Below are 23088 nucleotides of genomic sequence, written 5' to 3'. Positions count from 1 at the left end.
AAAGAATCGACTTTCATGACGCAGGCTTCGCAGAGCCACCTTGCCTATCTGGCCCTTGAAAAGCTCATTGTTACACTGGGTGTAGAACCCGGTGCTATCGTAAACGAAAGACAGCTTATCGAACTGACCGGTCACGGCAGAACGCCGGTGCGGGAGGCCATCCAGAGGCTGGCCTGGGAAAATCTCATTCGCGTGCGGCCGCGTGTTGGCCTGCAGATTACCCATATCAACCCCATGGACCGCAACAACATCCTTCAAGCGCGCTGTCAGCTTGAACCAATGGCGGTTGCCCTTGCTGCACAGAACATCTGTGAGCCGCTGCGCCGCGCACTGGAAGACTGTTCTGGCAAAATGGTGCAGTCCTCTGATAATGACGACATCCTCGCCTTTTACGAGGCCGACAAACATCTCGATGAAATTGTTGCCGAGGCCTGCCCCAACAATTTTATAGCCTCGTCGCTGTGGCCGCTGCAAACGCATTTCCGACGTATATGGTTTTCATCCGCCGATACCTCGGCACTTAAAACCGCAGTGCAAATGCATCTGGATATCATCAACGCCTTGTTGGATGGCAATCCAGAACGGGCCGAACAGGCAGATACAAAGCTGCTGTCGCATCACGCAACAACGTAAGTGGGTGGTTGAGTGGTTGAGGTGGTTGACGTCTGCTAGCGTCGTGTCGATGCCAAGCAGTGAGCAGTGAGCAGTGTGCAAGTACATAACCCCTCACCTGAAAAATCTATGACTTAGCAAGCTAAGACCATGATTTTTCTTCCTCTCCCACAAGGGTAGAGGTAGGGGCGCAAGCGGCTCCTTCGTGCACCATCTCGACAACAGGGCATTACATCGGAAGATCACATCAGTCTCAACTGGTTCTGACTTGCTGGATGGCGCGGCGCCCACCCATCTCTCCCCGTGTGGGAGGGAAAGCGATTTCAACATCTTGAAGCGCGCAAAGCCCTTAAGTGTTAGAAATTGCAACTGAGGGGTGAACCCGATGCCTTGGCTTTACGCGGAAACCTTTGCCCCAACCTCCCCTCATCTCTGTGCTCGTCACAGAGATCTATTGGAGCGCGTCCGCGCGACAAAAGAGTCTCTTCAGCCCAAGCACTTGGGCTGGCCTGGATTCTCGTGACGAGCACGGCAATGAGGGAGGTTTTGGTGACACGCGGGCATTCAAAATCGCAGGAATTGAAATGTCTACCCTATCCACCATCATCCTCGGACGTGACCCAAGGAGAGGTATGAGGGGAGTTTTTTGAGACCCCTGCGCCAACCATTGTCTCGGCGTCATCCTCGGGCCTGACCCGAGGATCCAATCACGCAAACCAAATTAGCGACGCTTGAGGAAGTGCGGGCGATATCAGGGACAGGCCCTGGTATGAAAATCGCTACCCGTTTTAATCCCGGGGCAACAATAAAATCAGGCGGTGGCCGCTTCGCGCTGCTTGGCAAGCTCGGCAAGGTCTGCTGCCTGCAGCTCAACCGATTCACCGCAACCGCATGCTGATGTCTGGTTGGGGTTACTGAAGATGAAGCCAGAGCGCATTTTTGTGACTTCGAAGTCCATCTGGGTGCCGAGAAGATAAAGCACGGCAGATGGCTGGATCCAGACCTTGGCACCTGCAGACTCGATCAGGTCATCCTTGGCGTCAGGTTCCTTGACCAGATCGATGGTGTATTCCATGCCGGCACAGCCACCTTTTTTGATACCGACGCGAACACCCAGCGCATCTGGTCCGGAATTGGCGACAATAGCCTTCACGCGGTTGGCGGCGGCCTCGGTCATAGTCATCACGGCAAAGCCCATTGGCTCATTCTCCTGTCGCATCGAACCTTCAAAAACACCAAAGCGTATTGTCTGGAAGCGACGCTATTAAAATACCACCGGGGTAAAGGCCCGATGTTTTCATACACTGAATTTAGCCCTAGCCCCCCTTGATATCAAGAGATGGCATTCGTCAAAAATGGGTGAGACTGTATCGCTACTCGTAAATCCCGCGAAACCAGCAACCTGATTTCGCAAGACTGGCATCAATCTAAACTGCCAGAACCCAGCGTGGCTTAGTACCAGCCAACGGCAACCTGGGCTTCTTCGGACATGCGGTCGGGTGTCCATGGGGGATCAAACGTCATCGACACCTCAACGCCGGATACACCTTCAACGGCGCCAACGGCATTTTCCACCCAGCCCGGCATTTCGCCAGCCACCGGGCAACCGGGCGCGGTCAACGTCATGACGATCTTGACCATGCGGTCGTCTTCGATATCAATCTTATAGACAAGGCCAAGCTCGAAAATATCTGCCGGAATTTCAGGGTCGTAAACCGTTTTCAGCGCAGCAATAACGTCATCGCTCAGACGCGCCAGCTCGGCCGGCGAGATGGACGAAGCGGATGAAGTTTCTACGATATCGACAGTCTTTTCGCTTGTTTCGGCACTCATAATCCTGATCCTCAGGCAAAGAAATTGCGCGCATATTCCAGCGCATCGGCCAGTGCATCAACCTCGGCCCGTGTATTGTAAAGACCGAAGGATGCCCTGCATGTGGACGTCACGCCGAACCTTTTCAAGAGCGGCATGGCGCAATGTGTTCCGGCCCGCACGGCAACGCCGCGCCGGTCAATGACCATGGAAACGTCATGGGCGTGAATACCGGCAAGCTCGAACGAGAATATACCACCCTTGCCGGGGGCATCGCCAATAATCCGCAAGGAGTTGATCGCCTGTAGGCGTTCCTTGGCGTAAGCGGCCAAATCTGCCTCATGCGCAGCAATGGCAGCGCGGCCGAGATTGTCCATGTAATCAAGCGCGTAACCAAGGCCAATTGCCTGCACGATAGGCGGTGTGCCAGCTTCAAAACGGTGCGGTGGATCATTGTAGGTGACCATGTCTTCCGACACATCAAGGATCATTTCACCGCCACCCATGAACGGGCGCATTTCTTTCAAACGGTCAGCCTTGCCGTAGAGAACGCCAATCCCCGACGGCCCATACAGCTTGTGACCGGTCATCACATACCAGTCGCAGTCAATGTCACGCACGTCGACGGGCATATGGACAGCGCCCTGAGAGCCATCCACCAGCACCGGAATGCCGCGCTCATGCGCAATACGGCAAATTTCCTTCACCGGTACCACGGTACCCAGCGCATTGGACATATGCGTGATGGCAACCAGTTTGGTGCGCTCGGTCAGGCTTTTTTCAAATGCCTCGATATGGAAGGCGCCCTCGTCATCAACGGGCACCCAGACCAGCTTGGCGCCCTGGCGTTCACGAATGAAATGCCAGGGAACGATGTTGGAGTGGTGCTCCATGATCGAAATGACGATCTCGTCACCCTCGCCGATCTTTGGCATGCCGTAACCGTAGGCAACCGTGTTGATCGCTTCGGTCGACGACTTGGTGAAGATGATTTCATCCACCGAACCGGCATTCAGAAAGCGGCGCACTTTTTCGCGCGACGCTTCATACGCATCGGTTGCGGCATTGGACAGGAAATGAAGGCCGCGATGGACATTGGCATATTCATTCGAATAGGCATGCGACACCGCGTCGATCACGACCTGTGGTTTTTGTGCGGACGCGCCGTTGTCGAGATAGACAAGCGGTTTGCCATAGACTTCGCGCGACAGGATTGGAAAATCCCGGCGCACGGCTTCAACGTCATAAGGGGCCACCACTGCGGCGCGTTCGCTATCAGGCATGATTTTCCAGCCAATTGGAAATGATGGTTTCCAACGCCTCTACCAGGTGTTCATCTTCCAGTTCTTCTACGATTTCAGCAACGAAAGCGTTGACGAGCATGGCACGTGCCTTTGCCCGAGGGACACCGCGCGCCATCAGGTAATAGAGATGGGTGTCGCTGATATCGGCAACCGTCGCGCCGTGACCGCACTGAACGTCGTCAGCAAAGATTTCAAGCTCCGGCTTTGCCGAAAACTCGCCATCGTCAGACATCAGCAGCGTGTTGCACGCCATCTTGGCATCGGTCTTCTGGGCGTCGGGAGCAACCCGGATCATGCCCTGGAAAATGCCCTTGGCACGGTCGAACACGACGTTGCGGAAAATTTCCGTCGAGGTCGTGTTCGGTACGTTATGGCCAAGAACCATGGTCACGTCGGTATGCGTTTCGCCGCCGAGCAGGTTAACGCCACGAACGATCAGATCGCTGCCTTCACCTTCAACATCGATGCGCAGTTCCTGGCGAACCAGCTTGCCACCGGCATTGATGAAGAACAGACGCAGCTTGACATCCGCACCCATGCGGATGCGCAACTGGCCAAGATGGGTGTCAGCCGCGCCCTGCTGCTGCAGCAGAACCCAGGTGACTTCCGCGCCGTCTTCGAGCGTGATGTCACTGATCGAGGACACGAATGCGCCGTCTTCCGTCGCGGCAAGGTGACGCTCAATGATGGTTGCCTTGGCGCCAGCGCCAAAACGGACCGGAAAACGGTTGTGAACCTGGCCACCGCCGTGGATCGCCTGAATTTCGATCGGTGTTTCAATCTCGGCATTGGCGGGAATGTCCACCACAAAACCGTCGCGCACGAAGCTGCCGTTGATACGGCCAATGACATCGTCCTTGTCCAGTTCGCTGAGACCGGCTGCGGCAGAACCGTCAAGCAGGGCTTCGCCAAAGCTGGAAACGGAAAAACCTTCGGCTGTCACACCCTTTGCCGCCACGCCCTGCAAGGACGCGATGACAGGCGAACCGCTAACGATTGGGGCAGCAGCAGACAGAACCGGAACCGGCACGGTGTCAGGCAAGGCACGCAGCAGCGTCTTGAGGTCCGTATAGTGCCAGGCCTCGATACGGCGGGTCGGCAGACCAAGCGTCTTGAGGTTTTCCAGCAGGTTGTCACGCGCTGCAATCACGGCACCGTTGCCCGGCAGATCGCCCAGTTGCGCGGTATAGGCTTCAACAAGCGCAGTCTCTGCGGCTGTTTGCCTGTTTGTGTTTTGAATATTCATCGCATCATCCCTTTCGCGCCCGATCAGGCTGCTTCACCGATGATGTCGGCGTAACCGTTGGCTTCCAGTTCGTGCGCCAGCGTCTTGTCGCCGCTGCGGATGATCTGGCCCTTGTAGAGAACGTGGACGGTATCCGGCACGATGTAGTCCAGCAGGCGCTGATAGTGGGTGATGACAACGGTCGCACGGTCAGGAGACCGCAGGGCATTGACGCCGTCAGCCACGATCTTCAGCGCGTCGATGTCGAGGCCGCTGTCGGTTTCGTCGAGAACGCACAGCTTCGGCTCAAGCAGTGCCATCTGCAGGATTTCCGCACGCTTCTTTTCACCGCCGGAGAAACCGACGTTGAGCGGACGCTTCAGCATGTCCATGTCGATCTTCAGATCGCCAGCAGCTTCCTTGACGCGCTTGATGAAGTCAGGCGTTGTCAGTTCGGATTCACCACGTGCCTTGCGCTGCTCGTTCATCGCAACCTTGAGGAACTGCATGGTGGCAACACCTGGAATTTCTACCGGGTACTGGAAGGCCAGGAAAACGCCCTTAGCCGCACGCTCTGCAGCGTCGAGTTCCAGAATGCTTTCGCCGTTATAAAGAATGTCACCGGAGGTCACTTCGTAATCTTCGCGGCCCGACAGGATGTAGGACAGCGTGGACTTGCCGGAACCGTTCGGGCCCATGATGGCAGCCACTTCGCCGGCCGCAACCTTCAGGTTCAGGCCACGGATGATTTCGGTTTCGGTATCTGCGATCTTTGCGTGCAGGTCGATGATTTCAAGCATGATGTTTTCCTAAGAATAGTGTGATCGATGGTGCGCGAAAGCCGCGCACTCAGGGTCGTATTCGTAAAAGGCTCAGCCCACGGAACCTTCGAGCGAGATGCCGATCAGCTTTTGTGCTTCAACGGCAAATTCCATCGGCAGCTCCTGAATGACTTCCTTGACGAAGCCATTGACGATCAACGCTATCGCCGCTTCCTCAGGAATACCGCGCTGCAGGCAGTAGAAGAGCTGGTCTTCGGAAATCTTCGAGGTTGTTGCTTCGTGCTCGAAGTGAGCGGACGAGTTCTTTGCCTCGATGTAAGGCACGGTATGCGCGCCGCACTTGTCGCCAATCAGCAAGCTGTCACACTGGGTGAAGTTGCGGGTGTTGGTTGCCTTGCGGTGGGCAGACACCTGACCACGGTAGACGTTTTCCGAAAAACCGGCCGCAATACCCTTGGCGATGATACGGCTCGACGTGTTCTTGCCGAGGTGGATCATCTTGGTGCCGCTGTCGATCTGCTGGTGACCGTTGGACACCGCAATCGAGTAGAACTCGCCACGGCTGTCATCGCCACGCAGAATGCACGATGGGTACTTCCAGGTAATCGCCGAACCGGTTTCAACCTGCGTCCAGGAAATCTTCGAACGGTTGCCACGGCAGTCGCCACGCTTGGTCACGAAGTTGTAGATACCGCCCTTGCCGTCCTTGTCGCCGGGATACCAGTTCTGGACGGTAGAATATTTGATTTCGGCATCATCAAGCGCCACAAGCTCGACCACGGCAGCATGAAGCTGGTTTTCGTCGCGCTGTGGAGCTGTACAGCCTTCGAGGTAGGACACGTAAGCGCCGTCCTCGGCAATGATCAGCGTGCGTTCGAACTGGCCCGTGTTCTTTTCATTGATACGGAAATAGGTCGAAAGCTCCATCGGGCAGCGAACGCCCTTTGGCACGAACACGAAGGAACCGTCGGTAAACACCGCCGCATTCAGCGTCGCATAGAAGTTGTCGGTGGTTGGAACAACCGAACCGAGATACTTCTTGATCAAGTCAGGATGTTCGCGGATGGCTTCAGAAATCGACATGAAGATCACGCCGGCCTTTTTCAGCTCTTCCTTGAAGGTCGTCACAACGGACACACTGTCGAACACCGCATCAACGGCAACTCTCGAGGTCTGCACGCCAGCCAGAATTTCCTGCTCACGCAGCGGAATACCAAGCTTTTCATAGGTCTTGATCAGTTCCGGGTCGACATCGTCAATCGACATCGGGCCGGTCATGTTCTTTGGTGCGGCATAATAATAGAGATCGTTGAAGTCGATCTTTGGATAGCTCACACGTGCCCAGGTCGGCTCTTCCATCGTCAACCAGCGACGATAGGCGTCAAGACGCCACTCGAGCATCCATTCCGGTTCCTGCTTCTTGGCAGAAATGAAACGGATCACCTCTTCAGACAGTCCCTTCGGGGCCTTGTCTACTTCGATATGGGTTTCAAACCCGTATTTGTACTGGTCGACATCGATCTGGCGTACCTGATCGATTGTTTCCTGCACCGCAGCCATTGCGTTCTCCAATCTCGCCGGATCCAAGGTCCGGTGGCTTGTCAACGTTAAGACGGATTAGTCCGCCTTGATGTAGTTGTCCGGATGGCGTTTTTCACCAGTTCCGGCAAGCGAAAATTTGACTTTCCGCAAATTCAATTCACTTTAGGCCGCCTGCCCGGCAGGTTTCCTGCGGCTGGCGATCTTTTCAAATGCGGCAAGCGCCAGGTCAATCTCGGCCTCAGATGTCGAAACACCGAGAGAGATGCGCAAGCCACCCAGCTTCGGGTCTTTACCCATCGCCGTCAGCACATGGCTTTCGCCCACCTTGCCAGACGAACACGCCGACCCTGCAGACAGCGCGATGCCTTCAATATCAAAGGCAATCTGCCCTGTCTCCGCCTTGAGACTTGGCAGGGTGAAGAAAGTCGTATTCGCCACCCGTTCAACCTCGGCCCCATGGATGATGACATCCACCGCGGCCTTGCGCATGCCGGTTTCAAGACGCTCACGCAAGGTCGCAATTGCGGCATTGCGTTCGACAAGTTCGTCAAGCACAAAAGCGGCAGCGGCACCAAAGCCGATGATCGCCGTTGTGTTTTCCGTTCCAGAGCGATGACCCTTTTCCTGCCCGCCACCATGAATAAGTGCCTTCGGCATCATGGCTTCACCGCGCGTGACAAGAGCACCAACCCCTTTGGGGCCACCAATCTTGTGCGAGGAGACAAACAGGAAATCGGCATCCAGCGCCTGAATATCAATAGGCAGGCGTCCCGCAGCCTGTACGGCGTCGACCACCATCAGGCCACCGGCGGCATGCACCAGTCTTGCGGCTTCTGCCACCGGCTGCACGATACCGGTCTCGTTATTGACCAGCATCACCGCAACCATGGGCAGGCCGGTTGTCTTGTCATGGTCCTCCAGCAGCTTTTTCAGCGCGTCGAGGTCCAGAACACCATCTGACGTAACAGCAATTTCCGTTACGTTATCCTTGGAAAACCGGCCACCCTCGCGCACGGCGGGATGTTCGATTGCCGAAACATAAAGCCTGCCAATCCGCAAAGCGGAGCGACCCATCTTGTAATCCGGCGTCAGCACCAAATTGGCAGCCTCGGTGGCACCGCTGGTAAACACCACATGCGACGCCTGTGCACCGACCAGATTTGCCACATTGCGGCGTGCCGATTCGACTGCCATACGGGCGGCACGCCCTTCCTTGTGGACCGACGACGGATTTCCCGAGAGATCGAAAGCATGCAGCAGGGCATCGCGAACGCACGGCAAAAGCGGTGCCGTCGCATTCCAATCCAGATATATGCGCGATGTATTTGCCATATCTGAGGAACCTGCTTCTCTACTTCCCGTTTACGCCGCAGCGCATTTTCCTTGAAATTTCAGCCACCATTGCCTTATGACACGTTCAAGTGTTCAAAACACGCAATAGTTTCGAATTGTTCTAAACTGGGTTCTAGAAAACCTGACACACCACGTCAAGTCTTGTTGCGCCCTGAAAATCATTTGGAACAGAAAACACGACCGGAGTATCAATGCCCGAAGTCATCTTCAACGGCCCAGCCGGCCGCCTCGAAGGCCGTTACCAGCCATCGAAAGAAAAAAGCGCCCCAATCGCCATTATCCTGCACCCGCATCCGCAGTTTGGCGGAACCATGAACAACCAGATTGTCTATCAGTTGTTCTACATGTTCCAGAAGCGCGGCTTTACCACGCTCCGGTTCAACTTCCGTTCCATCGGCCGCAGCCAGGGCGAATTCGACCACGGCGCGGGCGAATTGTCGGATGCCGCATCGGCACTGGACTGGGTACAGAGCCTGCATCCAGATTCCAAGAGCTGTTGGGTCGCCGGTTATTCCTTCGGTGCCTGGATTGGCATGCAGCTTCTGATGCGCCGTCCAGAAATCGAAGGTTTCATGTCGATTGCCCCGCAGCCGAACACCTACGACTTCTCGTTCCTGGCACCCTGCCCGTCTTCGGGTCTGATCATCAATGGCGATTCGGACAAGGTTGCGCCTGAAAAGGACGTCAACAATCTGGTTGAGAAGCTGAAGACCCAGAAGGGCATTCTCATCACCCACCGCACGGTGCCGGGTGCCAACCACTTCTTCAACGCCAAGGTCGATACGCTGATGGCCGAGTGCGAGGACTACCTCGACCGCCGCCTGAATGGCGAACTGGTGCCGGAACCGGCCGCCAAGCGTATTCGCTAAGCGAAGCCAAGAACTGATACATGCAGAAAGGCCGTAACATCGTTGCGGCCTTTTTGTTTGGGTGATTGTTTGGCCTATGACGTAGCCCCGACCTCCCTCATCCCTGTACCTGTGACAGGGATCCAGGCCAGCCCGAGTCTTCGGGCTGAAAAGACATCCTCTCGCCGCGCCGACGCGCGTCGACTAGATTCCCGTGACAAGCACGGGAATGAGGGCCGCGTGATACGCCCCCTCTCAATCACACTGATAGGTAATCCTTGCCCTATCAAAACGGCGTGCGGCAATGTCCTCATCGCGCATGATCACGTAATAGGCGCCGGGTGATGGAATACCGGCATGCGTGTCCACGCCAAGCTGCATCACCAACCGCCATTCGCCAGCCGATTTGACCAGTTCCTTTGCCTCACCGGTCTTCCACACCTCGCTTCTGCCGCAGTTCAGGCCATGTGTCACCAACTGCGCAGTGGCCTGCAGACCATTTTGCAAAGTCTGCGGAAAGCCGCCGAACTGATGGTTGTCGCGCCCTTCCATGTCTGGCGTTCCGAACTGTGATAACCACTCCTGATATTCATCGAGTGCCTCGTCATCTTCCAAGGAAAAGGCATCCCAACCCTTATCATTCGGTGGAATGGGCGTGAGGATGCTACGCGTCGAAATGCGCGCTGCCTTGAACACACACGACCACTGATCATCGGAAATGCCAGTCAAAGCTGATGGTATGTCTGTCCGCACCAGCGCATCCTGAGGCGTTTCATCAAACAGCACCTGCCAGCCGACAGAGGATTCCGGCGTAAAATCTTCCGGCTGTTCCCAGTAATCGTAAAACAGCAGCAAACGACCCTTGTTCGGAAACATCGGATCAAACCCGCTTTCAACAGACAATTCGGCAAGATTGATCTGGCCTAGAAACGCCAAAGGAAACTCTGTCTCTATCGCATCGGCCTTGGCCTTGTATTCGGCGCTGAACCGTTCGCCCTGTTCCGGTGTCATCCATGAGCGCGGTTTTTTGGAATCTGCCAACAGTCGCTCCGCTTCCTTGCGATGGCCCGAGGCTCTTGCCACCGCATCGGGATAGGCTGGCCGTGTTGGCCATGCCATGCCACGTGGCAGGTCCGGCCGGCCGCCGATCTTGGATGCTCCAAGCGGAATGTCATCCTCGTCGCTTTCACTCGTGCTCAACAGAATGGCGGCACGCGCCTGCGCAACCAGATGCGAAATGACATCAGGTTGAAGACCGGTTTCCTCAAGGGAACGCCGCAAGTCATCAGAATTATCAGGAAAAGCTTCTGTCTGCATGATCACCTTCCTTGAGAGCGTTGCGGTGAACGCTGGATCACCCCAACCGCTGCCGCTCTCAGTTTTTACACATTTCCGGACGCGGCACCGACCGGCACAGCAGCGCCGCCCTCCTCAAGGCCGGCATTGCGCTTTTTGTAAAAGGCCATGAATTCATCGAAGGGCAGCGCCTTGGAGTATAGCCAGCCCTGCCCATATTGCACGCCCGACTGCACAAGGATGGCCTCCTGCTCCACGGTCTCAATGCCTTCCGCCACCATCTTCAGTTTCAGGCTGTGGGCCATTTCGATGATATGTGGGGTCACCAGACTGGTGGCGGCATTCTGGCCAATCGCATCGACAAAGGACTTGTCGATTTTCAGCACCGAGACCGGCAGGCTTTCCAGCAAAGAAAGGCTGGAATATCCGGTACCGAAATCATCAATCGCAATCACATGACCGGCGTCGCGCGCCTTGGTCAGTGTCGCGCGGGCAATATCGGCGTGAATGAAACCACGTTCCGTTACCTCCAGCCAGATTTGCGAGGTCTCTATGCCGGTGTGTTTCAATGCGTCGGATACCACCGTCAGGAAATGACCGCTTTCCACGTCTTCAGGAGAAAGATTGATGGCAATATGCATGTCGCGATGCTCAACCAGCGCCGTCTTCATGTTGGCAATGACATTGCCGATCACAAGTTCGGTGATCTGGCCAATCATCCCATGATCTTCAGCAAACGGAATGAAATGGTCTGGCCTGGCGGTCGAGCCATCGGGTCGTGGCCAGCGGATAAGCGCTTCGGCACCGACGCAACGTCCAGTCGATAATTCGATGATGGGCTGATAGTGCGCGACAAACTCCTTGCGGCGAATGCCTGTCATCAACTCACCGGCCAGTGACAGGCGTTGCCGCGATATCCAGACAACCAGCGCAATCAGCGCCAAAGACACGCCAATGCCGATTGGAATCATCTTCCAGAGTTGTCCGTCCGTTCGCCAATCAACCACGCTGCGGCTGGAGATAGCAAACGCGGCAAAGTCCTTGCCACGGCGCGATGAAAACACTTCACTTTCGTTGAAGCCGCTGACCTGCTGGCTGACCAACCGCGAGACAAGCGCCGGGTCAACGTCACCGGACACCATGATCAGCTGGCCGGACAGTGATGCAATGCCAAGCAGCATCGGTGTGTCATGCAACACATCCACCAACCGTTCACGTTTTAACAGCGCATGAAACTCGCCATGGCTGACCACCAGCATGCCCTGCGAGGGATCCGAAAGACCACCACCGTTCAGACGCAACATATAACCGCCTGAGAGCGGTATCGGCTCACCGCTAACATGCTCCTCATCACGCATTGGTCCCCAACTATTGCAAATCACGCGACCACCGTTGGTGATGGCAATTTCCTCAACAGACAGGGTTGCTGTGGTGATCTCCTGAAGACGCGTAATATCGGCGGCCGAACAGGTCTCGCGTTGTTCTGACATCACGGTCTCTAGCGCAGTTCTGGCTCTGGAAATATTCAGATCGGCGCGCTGCAACGTCCATTCGGCATAATCGGCAAGGTGGCGACGTTCTAGCAAGAATGCCCGTTCACGCGAAATGTAGTAGGCGGCGAGGAGCGGCAAAACGCCGGCGCAGATCGCCAGACCGAATGCAACTGCCAGAACACTGTTTCGCCGCATGTCTGTTTCCTTGAAAACATCGGGATCAACGCAACCGTGCTCTATTTATCCATTTCCGGTTGTTATAATCTTACCTTAGCTTCTCAGAATTGAATTTTGTTATTTTTCCTGCGGGTCGACTTTCAGCCCAGAACAGATTATCGCGCTGCCGTCACATAGGCGCGGCAGGCCAAGGGCAGTTCGCGTCGCAGGCGCATCAGGTTTTCTTCCGACGCCGCCGCATCCATCACCGTGCGCACCGAACCGCCAATCATTGATGCCAGCATGAAGGCAACAGCATCGCAATCTTCAAAATTGGCATCCGGTGCGGCTGCCAGCAATTGAGACATCACCTCAGCCATATGTTTGAGTGCCCGCCCCATGCCTTCCGCCAGATCAAACTCGGCAGCGATGCTGTAGATAGCCCGGAAGGCCTGGCTGTCGGAGGTCTTGACGTCAAGCCAAGCGGTGGCCAGACCTTCAGCAACGTCCCCGACATGCCTGCCATGCAGCCGCTCGGCCGCCGCCAGCATGAAGGCTGTCACCGTTTCTAGCTGCTGTTCGACAATCGCAAACAACAGCGCCTGTTTGTGCGGATAATATTGATACATAGTGCCGATTGAGACACCGGCCCGTTCCGCCACCCGTGTCGTGGTTAGACGCGCCACCCCCTCGGCCAATAAAACCTGAATGGTGGCGGTGTGAACGGCCTCTATCGTGGCGACAGAGCGCGTCTGTTTCGGCGCTTTTCTGGGCTTTAGCAGCGTTGGACCGAGCCTGTTCATGATGCGAATACCAAACCTGAGGAAACATTCATATATTGAAATGGTCCTTCCAAAGCAAAGGTATTATTTCATGAACACCGTTCTCATAACCGGTTGCTCGACCGGGTTTGGCCGCGAAATCGCACTACACTTCCTCGACAAGGGCTGGCAGGTTTTTGCCACCATGCGCAATCCTGAGGCCAGCACGCTTCCAGCCTCCGATGCGCTGCATGTCTTGCCACTCGACGTCACCGATCCGAACAGCATTACTGACGCCGTCGCAAAGGCAGGTGAAGTCGACGTCCTCGTCAACAATGCCGGCATCGGCTGGCTGAACGCCATTGAAGGCACTCCGCTCAATACGGCACGCGAGATTTTCGAAGCCAATCTGTTTGGCGCCATGGCCATGATGCAGGCAGTATTGCCAGGCATGCGTGAGCGCCGCTCCGGCGTCATCGTCAATGTCAGCTCAAGCACCATCTACAAACCGGTGCCGCTTCTGTCCGTCTACCGCGCAAGCAAGGCGGCACTGACCGCCATGACGGAGGCTGCAGTGCCAGAGCTTGCCCAATTCGGCATTCAGGCTCGCGTTGTTGTTCCCGGTCTCGCGCCATCGACCAGCTTTGCCTCGAATGCGCAGGAAATGATCGCAAAACGCGGCTGGTTTCCCCCTGCCTATCAGGACTTTGCGCAGCAGACGCTGGCGCAGATGCAAGCACATGACCCCAGTGCCGTGACCACGGCGCAGGACGTAGCAGAAGCGGTTTTCCGTGCTGTAACTGACCCGGCCTGCCCAACTGTCCTGCCAGCTGGCGTGGACGCCATTGCCTGGTCGAAGGGCGAGTAAGGCACGGTTCTCATGCAAACCGGAAGCAACAAAACAAAGGCCGCAACAGCATTGCGGCTTTATCGTTTCGTTGGAAAAACCCTTGTGACGGGAACTGACTGCGCCCGGATCCACCGTCAAGCATGGCGCGTTTTGCCTCACCTGATCCAGCTCAGATTATCCTGTGGATTCAGCATAAAGTCACACCCTATTGATCTCGGTTGCCCAGATTTCGCCATGACGATCCGCCATCTCGGGCGCGACGCGGCAATCGTGTCGGCCCCACCCAACCGGTGACATCAGCATTGCAAGACCTTGACCGATCTGGCCTCCACCGATGACACCATCAATGCCGAGAAAGAACAGTGACAATATGACGATGCGTTTTCGGGCTTCGTTCGTCCGTGATTTCTGCGCCCCCACCAGCGCTGCTGCGAAAGTTCACTTCGTGAACTCGACGTGAAACCTGCTGTGCGGCCGCAACGCCTCAAATCGTTCAGCCCCGCCGCAATGATGATCGCAATGACACATCACCGGTTTCCCCGGTGACCTCGCCCGCGGCTGAATGGCCGCCGGCAAGCCCGCAAATTCCCGCAAGTGAGAATACAGTTGTTCAGACTTCTCGGTTACTTCTTTTCCATTGCCTGTATGGGCCTGCTGCTTTGCGCCGCTGGCGTTGCCGTGCTGGTTGCCACGGTTCAGCAGGACCTGCCCGATTATACCAGCTTGCAGGATTATACCCCGCCGCTGAAGTCGCGGCTTTACGCATCAAATGGTGATGTGGTCGCCGAGTTTGCCTCTGAACCACGGCTGTTCCTGCCCATCCAGTCGGTGCCGGACCGCGTCAAGGCGGCCTTCATTTCCGCAGAAGACAAGAATTTTTACCAGCATAACGGTCTGGACTTCATTGGTCTGGCGCGCGCCATCACCGTCAACCTGACGAATATGGGCAGCGACAAACGTATGGTTGGTGCGTCCACCATTACCCAGCAGGTCGCCAAGAACCTGCTGCTGACCTCCGACCAGACCATGACCCGCAAGATCAAGGAAGCCCTGTTGTCGATCCGTATGGAAGGCACGTTTTCCAAGGATCGTATTCTCGAGCTTTACCTGAACCAGATTTTCTTCGGCCAGCGCTCCTATGGCATTGCCCAGGCGGCTTTGACCTATTTCGGCAAACCGGTCAGCGAAATCTCCATTGCCGAGGCAGCCTATCTTGCCGCACTGCCCAAAGGTCCGTCCAACTACAACCCCTTCCTTTACGAGAAGGCGGCAGTGGAACGGCGCAACTGGGTGATCGACCGCATGGTGGAAAACGGTTACGTCGCCGCCGATCTTGCCTTGGCTGAAAAACAGAAACCGCTTGGCGTGGTCCGCCAACCGGCACCGACCAGATTTGCCGAGGCTGGTTATTTCATCGATGACGTCAGAAAGACCATGGTCGACGAACTGGGCGAACAGGCGCTCTATCAGGGCGGATATTCCATCCGCACCACGCTTGACCCGAAATTGCAGCGTGAGGCCCGCTCGGCGCTGCAAACCGCCCTGCTCGCCTATGATGAACAGCGCGGTTATCGCGGCCCGATTGACCATATCGATCTCGTCAAAAATTGGCAGGAGGCATTTGCCAAGATCAAGACCGATACTGATGTACCGGACTGGTCCGTTGCAATCGTCAATGCCATTGGCCCTGACGACGCTGAATTGACCCTGAAGGACGCCGATAACAGCCGTGTTCGCCTTGCTGCGGCCGGCATGAAATGGGCGCTGGGCAAAAAGAAACCCCGCGACTTGCTGAAAGCCGGTGACGTGGTGCTGGTCGAGAAACAGTCCTCCGGCGACTATCGTTTGCGGCAGTTTCCCAAGGTGCAGGGCGCCCTGGTTTCCATGCAGCCACAGACGGGTCGCGTCGTGGCAATGGTCGGTGGCTTTTCTTACACCCAGTCGCAATTCAACCGTGCCACGCAGGCACTGCGCCAGCCCGGCTCGGTGTTCAAGCCGATTGTTTATGCTGCCGCCCTCGACAATGGTTTTTCTCCCGCCACCGTTATCCGTGACGAACCGGTCGAATTCCGCCTCGGTGATCAGGTGTGGGCACCAAAGAATGACGGCGACAGCTATGCCGGGCCGCAGACGCTACGTTTCGGCATCGAACATTCCCGCAATGTCATGGCCGCAAAACTTGCCAATGCCGTCGGCATGGACACCGTGATGGAATACGCGGACCGTTTGGGCATCTACGACCACCGCACGCCGGTCCTGTCGATGTCGCTTGGTTCAGGTGAAACCACGTTGATGAAAATGGTCGCCGCCTATTCGGTGATTGCCAATGGCGGTTTGCAGGTTACGCCAAGCCTGATTGACCGCACGCAGGATCGCACCGGCAAGACAGTGTTCCGTCAGGACCAGCGCCAGTGTGACAACTGCAACGTCGAAAAATGGGATGGACAGTCGGAACCGGAACTGACCGATACGCGCGAGCGGGTGCTTGACCCGATGACCGCTTACCAGACCATATCAATGATGCAGGGCGTGGTTGAACGTGGCACAGCCTCGCGCCACGTCAAGCTTGGTCGCCCGGTCGCTGGCAAGACCGGCACGACAAATGCCAACCATGATGCATGGTTCGTCGGCTTTACGCCGGAACTGGTCACCGGCATCTATATCGGTTTTGACGAACCAAGCAGCCTTGGCCGTGCCGGCAGCGGCGGCGGACTGGCAGCACCTGTGTTCAATGACTTCATGTCTGAGGCGCTGGACAAGGTGCCTGTCTCAAACTTCCACGTTCCCGCTGGCATGAGCGCCTATCTGATCAGCCGCACCACCGGCATGGCAACCACGCAGGATGATCCAGACGGCGTGCAAGAAATGTTCAAACCGGGCACAACACCGGCCACATATTTCACCACGCTGGAGGATGATGGTGCATCGTCACCGCTGGTTGCCAGCCCGCAGACGGAGAAGATCCTGCGCGAGGGTGCCGTCGGCTTGTTCTAGAAAAGAGTTTGCGACAGGCGCGCAATCTCAACCACAACAGAGACCAGCGTCGAAACCACACTCATAACGGCACTCACAGTGGCGGACGGATGAGGATACCGGCAAATTTGCCATCCGCCGCCAGTGTGAACCGCCATTCCAATTCACCCTCTTCAAACCTGACATCATAGACATCCCAGCCCTCGGCTGAGACACCCTTGAAACTGATGTCACGAAGAGGCCCCAGCCGTGCCAGATCAGCCTTTATGACATCGATCTGCTCGCTGGCTGCCTGGGCCAGAAGCGGGCTCATCCGCTCGTAATCCGGCTCACCACGTTGGTGCTGCTCAATCAGCTGGCGCAACAGCGCTTCGCTGTTTTCAAATGGCTGACGGTTTTTCACCCGCTCGGAAAGGCCTTTTTCCAGCTCGCTGACCACGACCTCCTGCACCCGTGGGGCTGCCTGCTCATAACCGTTCTGGTGCAGCACCAGCCCGGTAACGGCACCGGTGTGATCGCGGGTAAAGGTCAATTGCGCCTGAACCGCCTTGTAGAAAAACCGGTCGACATCTTCAGAAAAGATTTCCAGCTCCGGCTGCCCTGTCATGCGGGTAAAAAGCCTGCCGTCTTTCTGCGTGATGACGTAACCCAGCCCGTCCAGCACGTAATTTCCGGCATATTGGCCATAGAGCGACGGATCGATCTTTTTTTCACTGCGCGGCCGCGCCTGTTCATAACGGCGCCATGCCACGGCATCGGGCGATATGTCAGCCATGTTTGCCTCCTTGGTCAGTTTCAACAGATCTTCAATCGACAGATCGCCACCAGCCGCGATCTTGCCGCGCAGCGTATTGATGGTGGCCAGACTGTTTTGTGCGCGCTCCAGCTGCGCCTGCAGCGTCTCGCTTTGCATGCCAAGCAAGCCAGCGAGATCGGTGGTCCTGCCAACCAGAATGCCGCGAATTTCCTGCAGGCTGAGGCCAAGATGTTTCAGCGTCAGAATTTCATAGAGACGTGCGACTTCCCTCGCGCCATAGAGACGCCAGTTCTTGTCGGTCCGGCGGGGTTTGATAATTCCGGCCTGTTCGTAGTGTCGCAAGGCGCGCACCGAAATGCCGACACGCCGCGCACATTGCGCCGCCGTCAGTTCGAAATTTTCATCGCTTGCTGCCATATGCATGCACTCGTTCCCGCTCAATCATGCCCCTGATGTAAGGTATGACGTTGGGTACGGCGCAAGAGGCTTTTTACGGTTTTTTGCGTGCTGGCGCCTGGCACCGCGCCAATGCGTTTCCGTTACACTCGCCGCCTGAGAATATCGCCCAGCACCTCAAACACCCGTGGGTCGAGACTTTGCGACACATTAAAACGCATGAAACTGGTGGCCGACTGGCTAAGGCTGAAGGCGTTGCCCGGCGCCATCACCACCTTGCGCTCAAGCGCTGCCCGGGCAACATCTGTTGCATCCGCCCCGTCAGGCAATTGGCACCACAGAAACATGCCGGCCGTCGGCCTGATCCACGGCGTCACGCCAAGTTTTTCCAGCCGGGACGACACGTCATTCATTGCCTGGCTCAGTCTCAGCCGCGTCGCATCCAGATGTTTGCGGTAGCTGCCGTCACTCAGCGCATTCAAAACCAGTTCCGCCGTCATGCGGCCACCGCCAAAGGACGTGGCGATCTTCAGATCAGTCAGCCCTTCGATCCATTCCGGTTTTGCCGCAACAAATCCGCAGCGCGCCGAGGCCGAAAGCGTCTTGGAAAAACTGCCGATGTGGATGACCCGGTCCAGACCGTCAAAGGCCGCAAGTCGTGGTGCCGGCACCTGCTCCAGATCTGAGAAGATGTCATCCTCTATGATCGTCAGATCGAACTCATTGGCGATCTTCAGCACCCGGTGCGCGGTGACAGGCGAAAGTGCCGCACCGGTGGGATTATGTATGCCGGAATTGGTGATGTAGAGGCGCGGACGGTGCTCGCTGACCGTAGTGGCGAAGGCGTCGATAGATGGCCCGTTCGGCGTATAGGGCACACTGACAATCTTAGCACGGTGGGCGCGCAGCAGCGCATGGAAATTGAAATAACAGGGATCATCCACCAGCACTGTATCCCCCGGCTCCAGCAGGAAACGGCACAAGAGATCAATGGCCTGCGTTCCCGACTCCGTCAGCATGATCTGGTCGGGAGATGCCTCCATGCCCTTTTCGGCCATGCGCCGGGCCACCAGTTGACGAAGCCCAGGAAGCCCAAGCGGTGAACCATAATCGGCAAGTGTTGCGCCGTCAGCCCGCGACAGTGTGCGCAACGCCCGCCGGATACTGTCTTCGGGAAGCCAGGATGGCGGCAGCCAACCGCAACCGGGCTTGAGATTATCATCATTGGCTTCCAGCGACTGGCGCGACACCCAGAACGGGTCAACCGCCCGGTCAACCTTTGGGCCGGCCTGCGTCAGCGTGAACGGCGCCACCTGACTGGCGACATAAAAGCCGGACCCAGGACGCGACAGGATGGCACCTTCCGCCACCAGCCGGTCATAGGCTTCCACCACGGTTGACGTCGAAACATCGAGGCTTGAGGCCAGCCGCCGCACTGAAGGCAGCTTTGCACCCGGCGTGAGTGATCGCCCGGCAATCCGCTGGCGGATCGTCGACATGACGCTGGCTACCCGTGTCTGCCCCTTGGCATTTTCCGCCATCTGTACTGCCTTTGTGTCCATAACAGTTTCGGCAGACTGTACCAGACTGTAACTGGTGTCGCCAAGGCTTTGCTGGATAACAGGGAGACAATGAATGGAGTGAATTATGGAACGGACAAGTGCGGGCTGGATCAACGGCTTCATCGGCGTGGTCATTTTCAGCGGGTCGCTTCCGGCCACCCGTGTGGCCGTCATGCAGTTTGACCCGGTGTTTCTGACCGTGGCACGTGGCGCAATCGCTGGCCTGCTGGCGCTCGCCTTTTTGCTGGCGCTGAAACAGAAACGTCCGTCACCCCGCGAACTGGTGTCACTGGCCGTGGTGGCCGGTGGTGTGGTGGTCGGCTTTCCGCTTCTGACGGCGCTGGCGCTGCAACACGTGACTTCGGCACATTCCATCGTGTTCATTGGGCTGCTGCCGCTGGCAACCGCGGTCTTTGGCGCAATCCGTGGCGGCGAGCGACCCAAGCCAGCCTTCTGGGCCTTTTCCATTCTTGGCAGCACATTGGTTGCCGGTTTTGCACTATTTCAGGGACTGAGTGTGTCGCCATTTGGTGACCTGATGATGGTGGCCGCCGTCATCGTCTGCGGTCTGGGTTATGCCGAAGGCGGCAGACTGTCACGCACGCTGGGCGGCTGGCAGGTGATCTGCTGGGCGCTGGTTCTGTCCCTGCCGTTGATGCTGCCTGCTGCCTTTCTCTACATGCCCACGACATTTTCAGACATTCACATGCCCGCCTTCATCGGACTTGCTTACGTCTCGCTGTTCAGCATGTTGATTGGTTTTGTATTCTGGTATCGCGGCCTGTCGCAGGGTGGCATTGCCGCCGTTGGCCAGTTGCAACTGCTGCAGCCCTTCCTTGGTCTTGCGCTGGCCGCAGCCCTGCTCAACGAACCGGTAACCTGGGGCATGCTTGCCGTAACGGTTGCCGTCATTGCCTGCGTGGCGGGCGCCAAACACTTCGCACGGTAAGCCATTCCGCCAGCCTCCACTCTCTTTTTTGAGGGGTGGCTGGCTGGATTTTCCCATCAGCGCGCCAAGGCGTCCTTGGGAAATTCCGCCGCCAGACTGTCGATGAATTTGCGCACCGCCGGCGGCAGGCCACGCCGTGTCGTGAAAACCAGATGCACCAGCCCCTTCACGCCGCGCCATGCTGGCAGCACGCGCACCAGCCTGCCCTCGTCCAGCGCCTGACGGCAGGTATGGTCAGGCAATAGCGCCACACCAAGCCCGGCAATGGCCGCTGCTCTCACAGCGGTAAAATCAGCGCAACCCATTCGTGGTTCATGTCGCAGCGTGTGGCTGCGCCCATCATCGGTTTCCAGAAACCAGTCGACCTCGCCATGATCGTCGGTGGTCGACAGTGTCGCCTGCGCAGCAAGCTGGTCGATCTCGCCAATGCGTCCGGCCAGTTGCGGGCTTGCAACCAGAATACGCACCGAATTGCCAAGCGAGCGCATGGTCAGCGATGCATCACCGTCCAGTGACGTGCGGACACGCAGCGCAATATCAATACGTTCCTCGATAAGATCGACCGGGCGGTCAATCGCCACCAGTTGCAGCCTCACCTTGGGATATTGCCCGAGAAACCGGGTTATCAGCGCAGAGATCGGTTCCACCAGACCGGTCGGGCAACTCATGCGAATTAGCCCATGGGGTTCGGACTGCGCCTCTGCGACCAGCGCTTCGGCGCGTTCCGCCTCCTCAAGCATCGCCTTGCACCGCTCATAGAAAGTTTGCCCGACATCGGTCACCCGAAAGCGCCGGCTGGATCTTTCGATCAGCCGCACACCGAGACGCGCCTCCAGCCCGGCAACCCGGCGGCTCAGCTTTGACTTCGGCTCCCGCAGTGCCCGGCCCGCCGCTGCAAACCCGCCATGGGTGACCACTTCAGCAAAATACACGAGATCATTCAGATCAGATCGCATCATCGTTCTCCATACGGAACGATGGGTAACAGTTTTGCTGACTATTTGCATCATCGTTCTGCTGTCATGTTCATTCCAACGACAACGGGTCGTCAACAAGGAGACAAGACAATGAGCAAGACATTTGAAAACAAGGTTGTAATCGTCACCGGCGGCACCAGCGGCATTGGCCTCGCCACGGCAAAAGCCTTCTCGCAGCAGGGCGCATTCGTGTTCATCACCGGACGCCGCAAGGATGCACTGGATGCCGCCATCAAGGAAATTGGTGGCCGTGTTACTGGCGTGCAGGCCGACATGAGCAAGCTGGTCGATATCGACCGCCTTTATGACGCCGTACAGCAGAAACATGCCCAGATTGACGTGGTGTTTGCCAATGCGGGCGGCGGTGAAATGGCAGCCCTCGGTGCCATCACCGAAGAGCATTACCAGAAAACCTTCGATACCAACGTAAAGGGCACGCTGTTTACGGTACAAAAGGCTCTGCCCCTGCTGCGTGATGGTGCCTCGATCATCCTGACATCATCGACAACAAGCATATCAGGCACACCGGCCTTCAGCGTCTACTCTGCCACCAAGGCTGCAGTGCGCAACTTTGCCCGCAACTGGATCCTGGACCTGAAGGACCGCCACATCCGCGTCAACGCCGTCAGCCCCGGCCTGACCGACACCGCCGGCCTCAATGAACTGTTCGGCAACGGCGAAAGTGCCGAAAACACCAAGAACTACCTGTCCAGCCTCATTCCCGCCGGTCGCATCGGCCAACCGGAAGAAATCGCCAAAGCGGTGCTGTTCCTGGCCTCCGACGAAGCCTCCTTCGTCAACGGCATCGAATTGTTCGTTGATGGTGGTCAGGCGCAGATTTGACCACATCAGGAATTTGAGCAACAGGTTACGAGGAGGGTGGCAACACCCTCCTCGACCGCATTATTCGACAGGCACAGCACTATTCAACAGGCAATGGGTAGCGGGAATTGCGTTTCTCATACGCCTCAAGCGGAGCGAGCTTCAGCACTTGGCCGTAATAATCCTCAGCCCATACGCCAAACTCCGGTGAAATTTTAGCCATGATCTCGATTGCTGGTGCCATCCAGTTCCAGCGGGAATAACCGTGATCCTTCAGCCCAGATGCCAGCAAAGGCGCATCGTCAGGTACGTGGCGGTTTTCCAGTTCTTCTTTCTGGCCGTGGCCAACCGCCATGACGAACACAAACCAGCGCGCTGCATCGTTGAGTGTAAGACCGGCAATACGCTTATTTTCCGATCCACGTTCGGTAATAACGATATCATAGAGGTCACCACGCATTTCCACATGCGGGCTGCCATCATCCTGAGGGCGTCGCATAATCGGCACAGCCGCAGTCATACCGATACTGGCCCAAAGGGTCTCAATGTGCAGCTGCAAATCATCGATACGGTCTTTGGGCATCGGGACTTTCTCACGTCTTTGGAACGGCCAGAACC

21 protein-coding genes are annotated in these 23088 nt (G+C 56.9%); 6 read left to right on the top strand and 15 right to left on the bottom strand.

Features of this window, described 5'->3' with window-relative positions; all coding sequences use genetic code 11:
- Positions 1-15 precede the first annotated feature (15 nt).
- Entirely contained in the window at positions 16-633 is a 618-nt protein-coding gene (locus tag M2418_RS09190) for a GntR family transcriptional regulator (protein ID WP_259146100.1), read from the top strand.
- 790 nt (positions 634-1423) lie between these two features.
- Here the strand turns inward: M2418_RS09190 and sufA are convergent.
- The 7 genes from sufA to M2418_RS09155 all read right to left on the bottom strand — a co-directional run bounded on the left by sufA (position 1424) and on the right by M2418_RS09155 (position 8609).
- Positions 1424-1810: a Fe-S cluster assembly scaffold SufA gene (gene sufA, locus M2418_RS09185; RefSeq protein WP_192488902.1), complete on the bottom strand. Its 387-nt coding sequence runs from the start codon at positions 1808-1810 to the stop codon at positions 1424-1426.
- A 254-nt stretch (positions 1811-2064) separates the two neighbouring features.
- Positions 2065-2445, bottom strand: coding sequence for an SUF system Fe-S cluster assembly protein (locus M2418_RS09180; RefSeq protein WP_192488817.1), 381 nt, complete (start codon positions 2443-2445; stop codon positions 2065-2067).
- 11 nt (positions 2446-2456) lie between these two features.
- Positions 2457-3707, bottom strand: coding sequence for a cysteine desulfurase (locus M2418_RS09175; protein WP_250985869.1), 1251 nt, complete (start codon positions 3705-3707; stop codon positions 2457-2459).
- Positions 3700-4974 carry a Fe-S cluster assembly protein SufD gene (gene sufD / locus M2418_RS09170; RefSeq protein ID WP_259146099.1) on the bottom strand — a complete coding sequence of 425 codons (1275 nt, stop codon included), beginning with the start codon at positions 4972-4974 and terminating at the stop codon, positions 3700-3702. Before sufD ends, M2418_RS09175 begins: the two co-directional genes overlap by 8 nt.
- A gap of 23 nt (positions 4975-4997) precedes the next feature.
- Positions 4998-5753 (bottom strand): Fe-S cluster assembly ATPase SufC, encoded by a 756-nt coding sequence (gene sufC, locus M2418_RS09165; protein WP_192488814.1) that lies wholly within the window; start codon positions 5751-5753, stop codon positions 4998-5000.
- Between the two features lie 72 nt (positions 5754-5825).
- The gene (gene sufB, locus M2418_RS09160) at positions 5826-7295 is read right to left on the bottom strand and encodes a Fe-S cluster assembly protein SufB (RefSeq protein WP_250985867.1); all 1470 of its coding nucleotides are present in this window, start codon (positions 7293-7295) and stop codon (positions 5826-5828) included.
- 144 nt (positions 7296-7439) lie between these two features.
- Complete coding sequence (locus M2418_RS09155; RefSeq protein ID WP_259146098.1) at positions 7440-8609, bottom strand: cysteine desulfurase family protein; 1170 nt, start codon at positions 8607-8609, stop codon at positions 7440-7442.
- 212 nt (positions 8610-8821) lie between these two features.
- Between M2418_RS09155 and M2418_RS09150 the strand changes: the two genes are divergently transcribed.
- Positions 8822-9499 carry an alpha/beta hydrolase gene (locus tag M2418_RS09150; protein WP_192488811.1) on the top strand — a complete coding sequence of 226 codons (678 nt, stop codon included), beginning with the start codon at positions 8822-8824 and terminating at the stop codon, positions 9497-9499.
- Between the two features lie 234 nt (positions 9500-9733).
- Here M2418_RS09150 and M2418_RS09145 read toward each other — a convergent pair whose 3' ends face one another.
- The 3 genes from M2418_RS09145 to M2418_RS09135 form a co-directional block, all read right to left on the bottom strand.
- The gene (locus tag M2418_RS09145; RefSeq protein ID WP_259146097.1) at positions 9734-10795 is read right to left on the bottom strand and encodes a YwqG family protein; all 1062 of its coding nucleotides are present in this window, start codon (positions 10793-10795) and stop codon (positions 9734-9736) included.
- 65 nt (positions 10796-10860) lie between these two features.
- Positions 10861-12462, bottom strand: a complete 1602-nt coding sequence (locus tag M2418_RS09140) for an EAL domain-containing protein (protein WP_259146096.1) — start codon at positions 12460-12462, stop codon at positions 10861-10863.
- Positions 12463-12599: 137 nt separating this feature from the next.
- Entirely contained in the window at positions 12600-13226 is a 627-nt protein-coding gene (locus M2418_RS09135) for a TetR/AcrR family transcriptional regulator (RefSeq protein ID WP_259146095.1), read from the bottom strand.
- Positions 13227-13296: 70 nt separating this feature from the next.
- Here M2418_RS09135 and M2418_RS09130 point away from each other — a divergent pair, with 70 nt between their 5' ends.
- Positions 13297-14052 (top strand): SDR family oxidoreductase, encoded by a 756-nt coding sequence (locus tag M2418_RS09130; RefSeq protein WP_259146093.1) that lies wholly within the window; start codon positions 13297-13299, stop codon positions 14050-14052.
- Between the two features lie 180 nt (positions 14053-14232).
- Here M2418_RS09130 and M2418_RS09125 read toward each other — a convergent pair whose 3' ends face one another.
- A complete protein-coding gene (locus M2418_RS09125) occupies positions 14233-14454 on the bottom strand; it encodes a hypothetical protein (protein ID WP_259146092.1) in 222 nt (73 codons plus the stop codon).
- A 186-nt stretch (positions 14455-14640) separates the two neighbouring features.
- Between M2418_RS09125 and M2418_RS09120 the strand changes: the two genes are divergently transcribed.
- Entirely contained in the window at positions 14641-17028 is a 2388-nt protein-coding gene (locus M2418_RS09120; protein WP_259146091.1) for a penicillin-binding protein 1A, read from the top strand.
- 73 nt (positions 17029-17101) lie between these two features.
- On the opposite strand, the gene M2418_RS09115 is transcribed toward M2418_RS09120, so the two are convergent.
- A complete protein-coding gene (locus M2418_RS09115) occupies positions 17102-18187 on the bottom strand; it encodes a MerR family transcriptional regulator (RefSeq protein ID WP_259146090.1) in 1086 nt (361 codons plus the stop codon).
- A 116-nt stretch (positions 18188-18303) separates the two neighbouring features.
- Positions 18304-19722 (bottom strand): PLP-dependent aminotransferase family protein, encoded by a 1419-nt coding sequence (locus M2418_RS09110; protein ID WP_259146089.1) that lies wholly within the window; start codon positions 19720-19722, stop codon positions 18304-18306.
- A gap of 85 nt (positions 19723-19807) precedes the next feature.
- Here M2418_RS09110 and M2418_RS09105 point away from each other — a divergent pair, with 85 nt between their 5' ends.
- Positions 19808-20671 (top strand): DMT family transporter, encoded by an 864-nt coding sequence (locus M2418_RS09105; protein WP_259146088.1) that lies wholly within the window; start codon positions 19808-19810, stop codon positions 20669-20671.
- Between the two features lie 56 nt (positions 20672-20727).
- Here the strand turns inward: M2418_RS09105 and M2418_RS09100 are convergent, their stop codons facing one another.
- The gene (locus tag M2418_RS09100; protein WP_259146087.1) at positions 20728-21630 is read right to left on the bottom strand and encodes a LysR family transcriptional regulator; all 903 of its coding nucleotides are present in this window, start codon (positions 21628-21630) and stop codon (positions 20728-20730) included.
- 108 nt (positions 21631-21738) lie between these two features.
- On the opposite strand from M2418_RS09100, the gene M2418_RS09095 reads away from it, so the two are divergent.
- Positions 21739-22491 (top strand): SDR family NAD(P)-dependent oxidoreductase, encoded by a 753-nt coding sequence (locus M2418_RS09095; RefSeq protein WP_259146086.1) that lies wholly within the window; start codon positions 21739-21741, stop codon positions 22489-22491.
- Between the two features lie 79 nt (positions 22492-22570).
- On the opposite strand, the gene M2418_RS09090 is transcribed toward M2418_RS09095, so the two are convergent.
- Positions 22571-23053, bottom strand: a complete 483-nt coding sequence (locus M2418_RS09090) for a hypothetical protein (RefSeq protein ID WP_259146084.1) — start codon at positions 23051-23053, stop codon at positions 22571-22573.
- Positions 23054-23088 lie beyond the last annotated feature (35 nt).

Source organism: Rhizobium sp. BIGb0125 (genome assembly GCF_024810055.1).
In the GTDB taxonomy this organism is placed as follows: Bacteria; Pseudomonadota; Alphaproteobacteria; order Rhizobiales; family Rhizobiaceae; genus Agrobacterium.
This window is presented reverse-complemented; position numbering and strand designations above follow the sequence as displayed.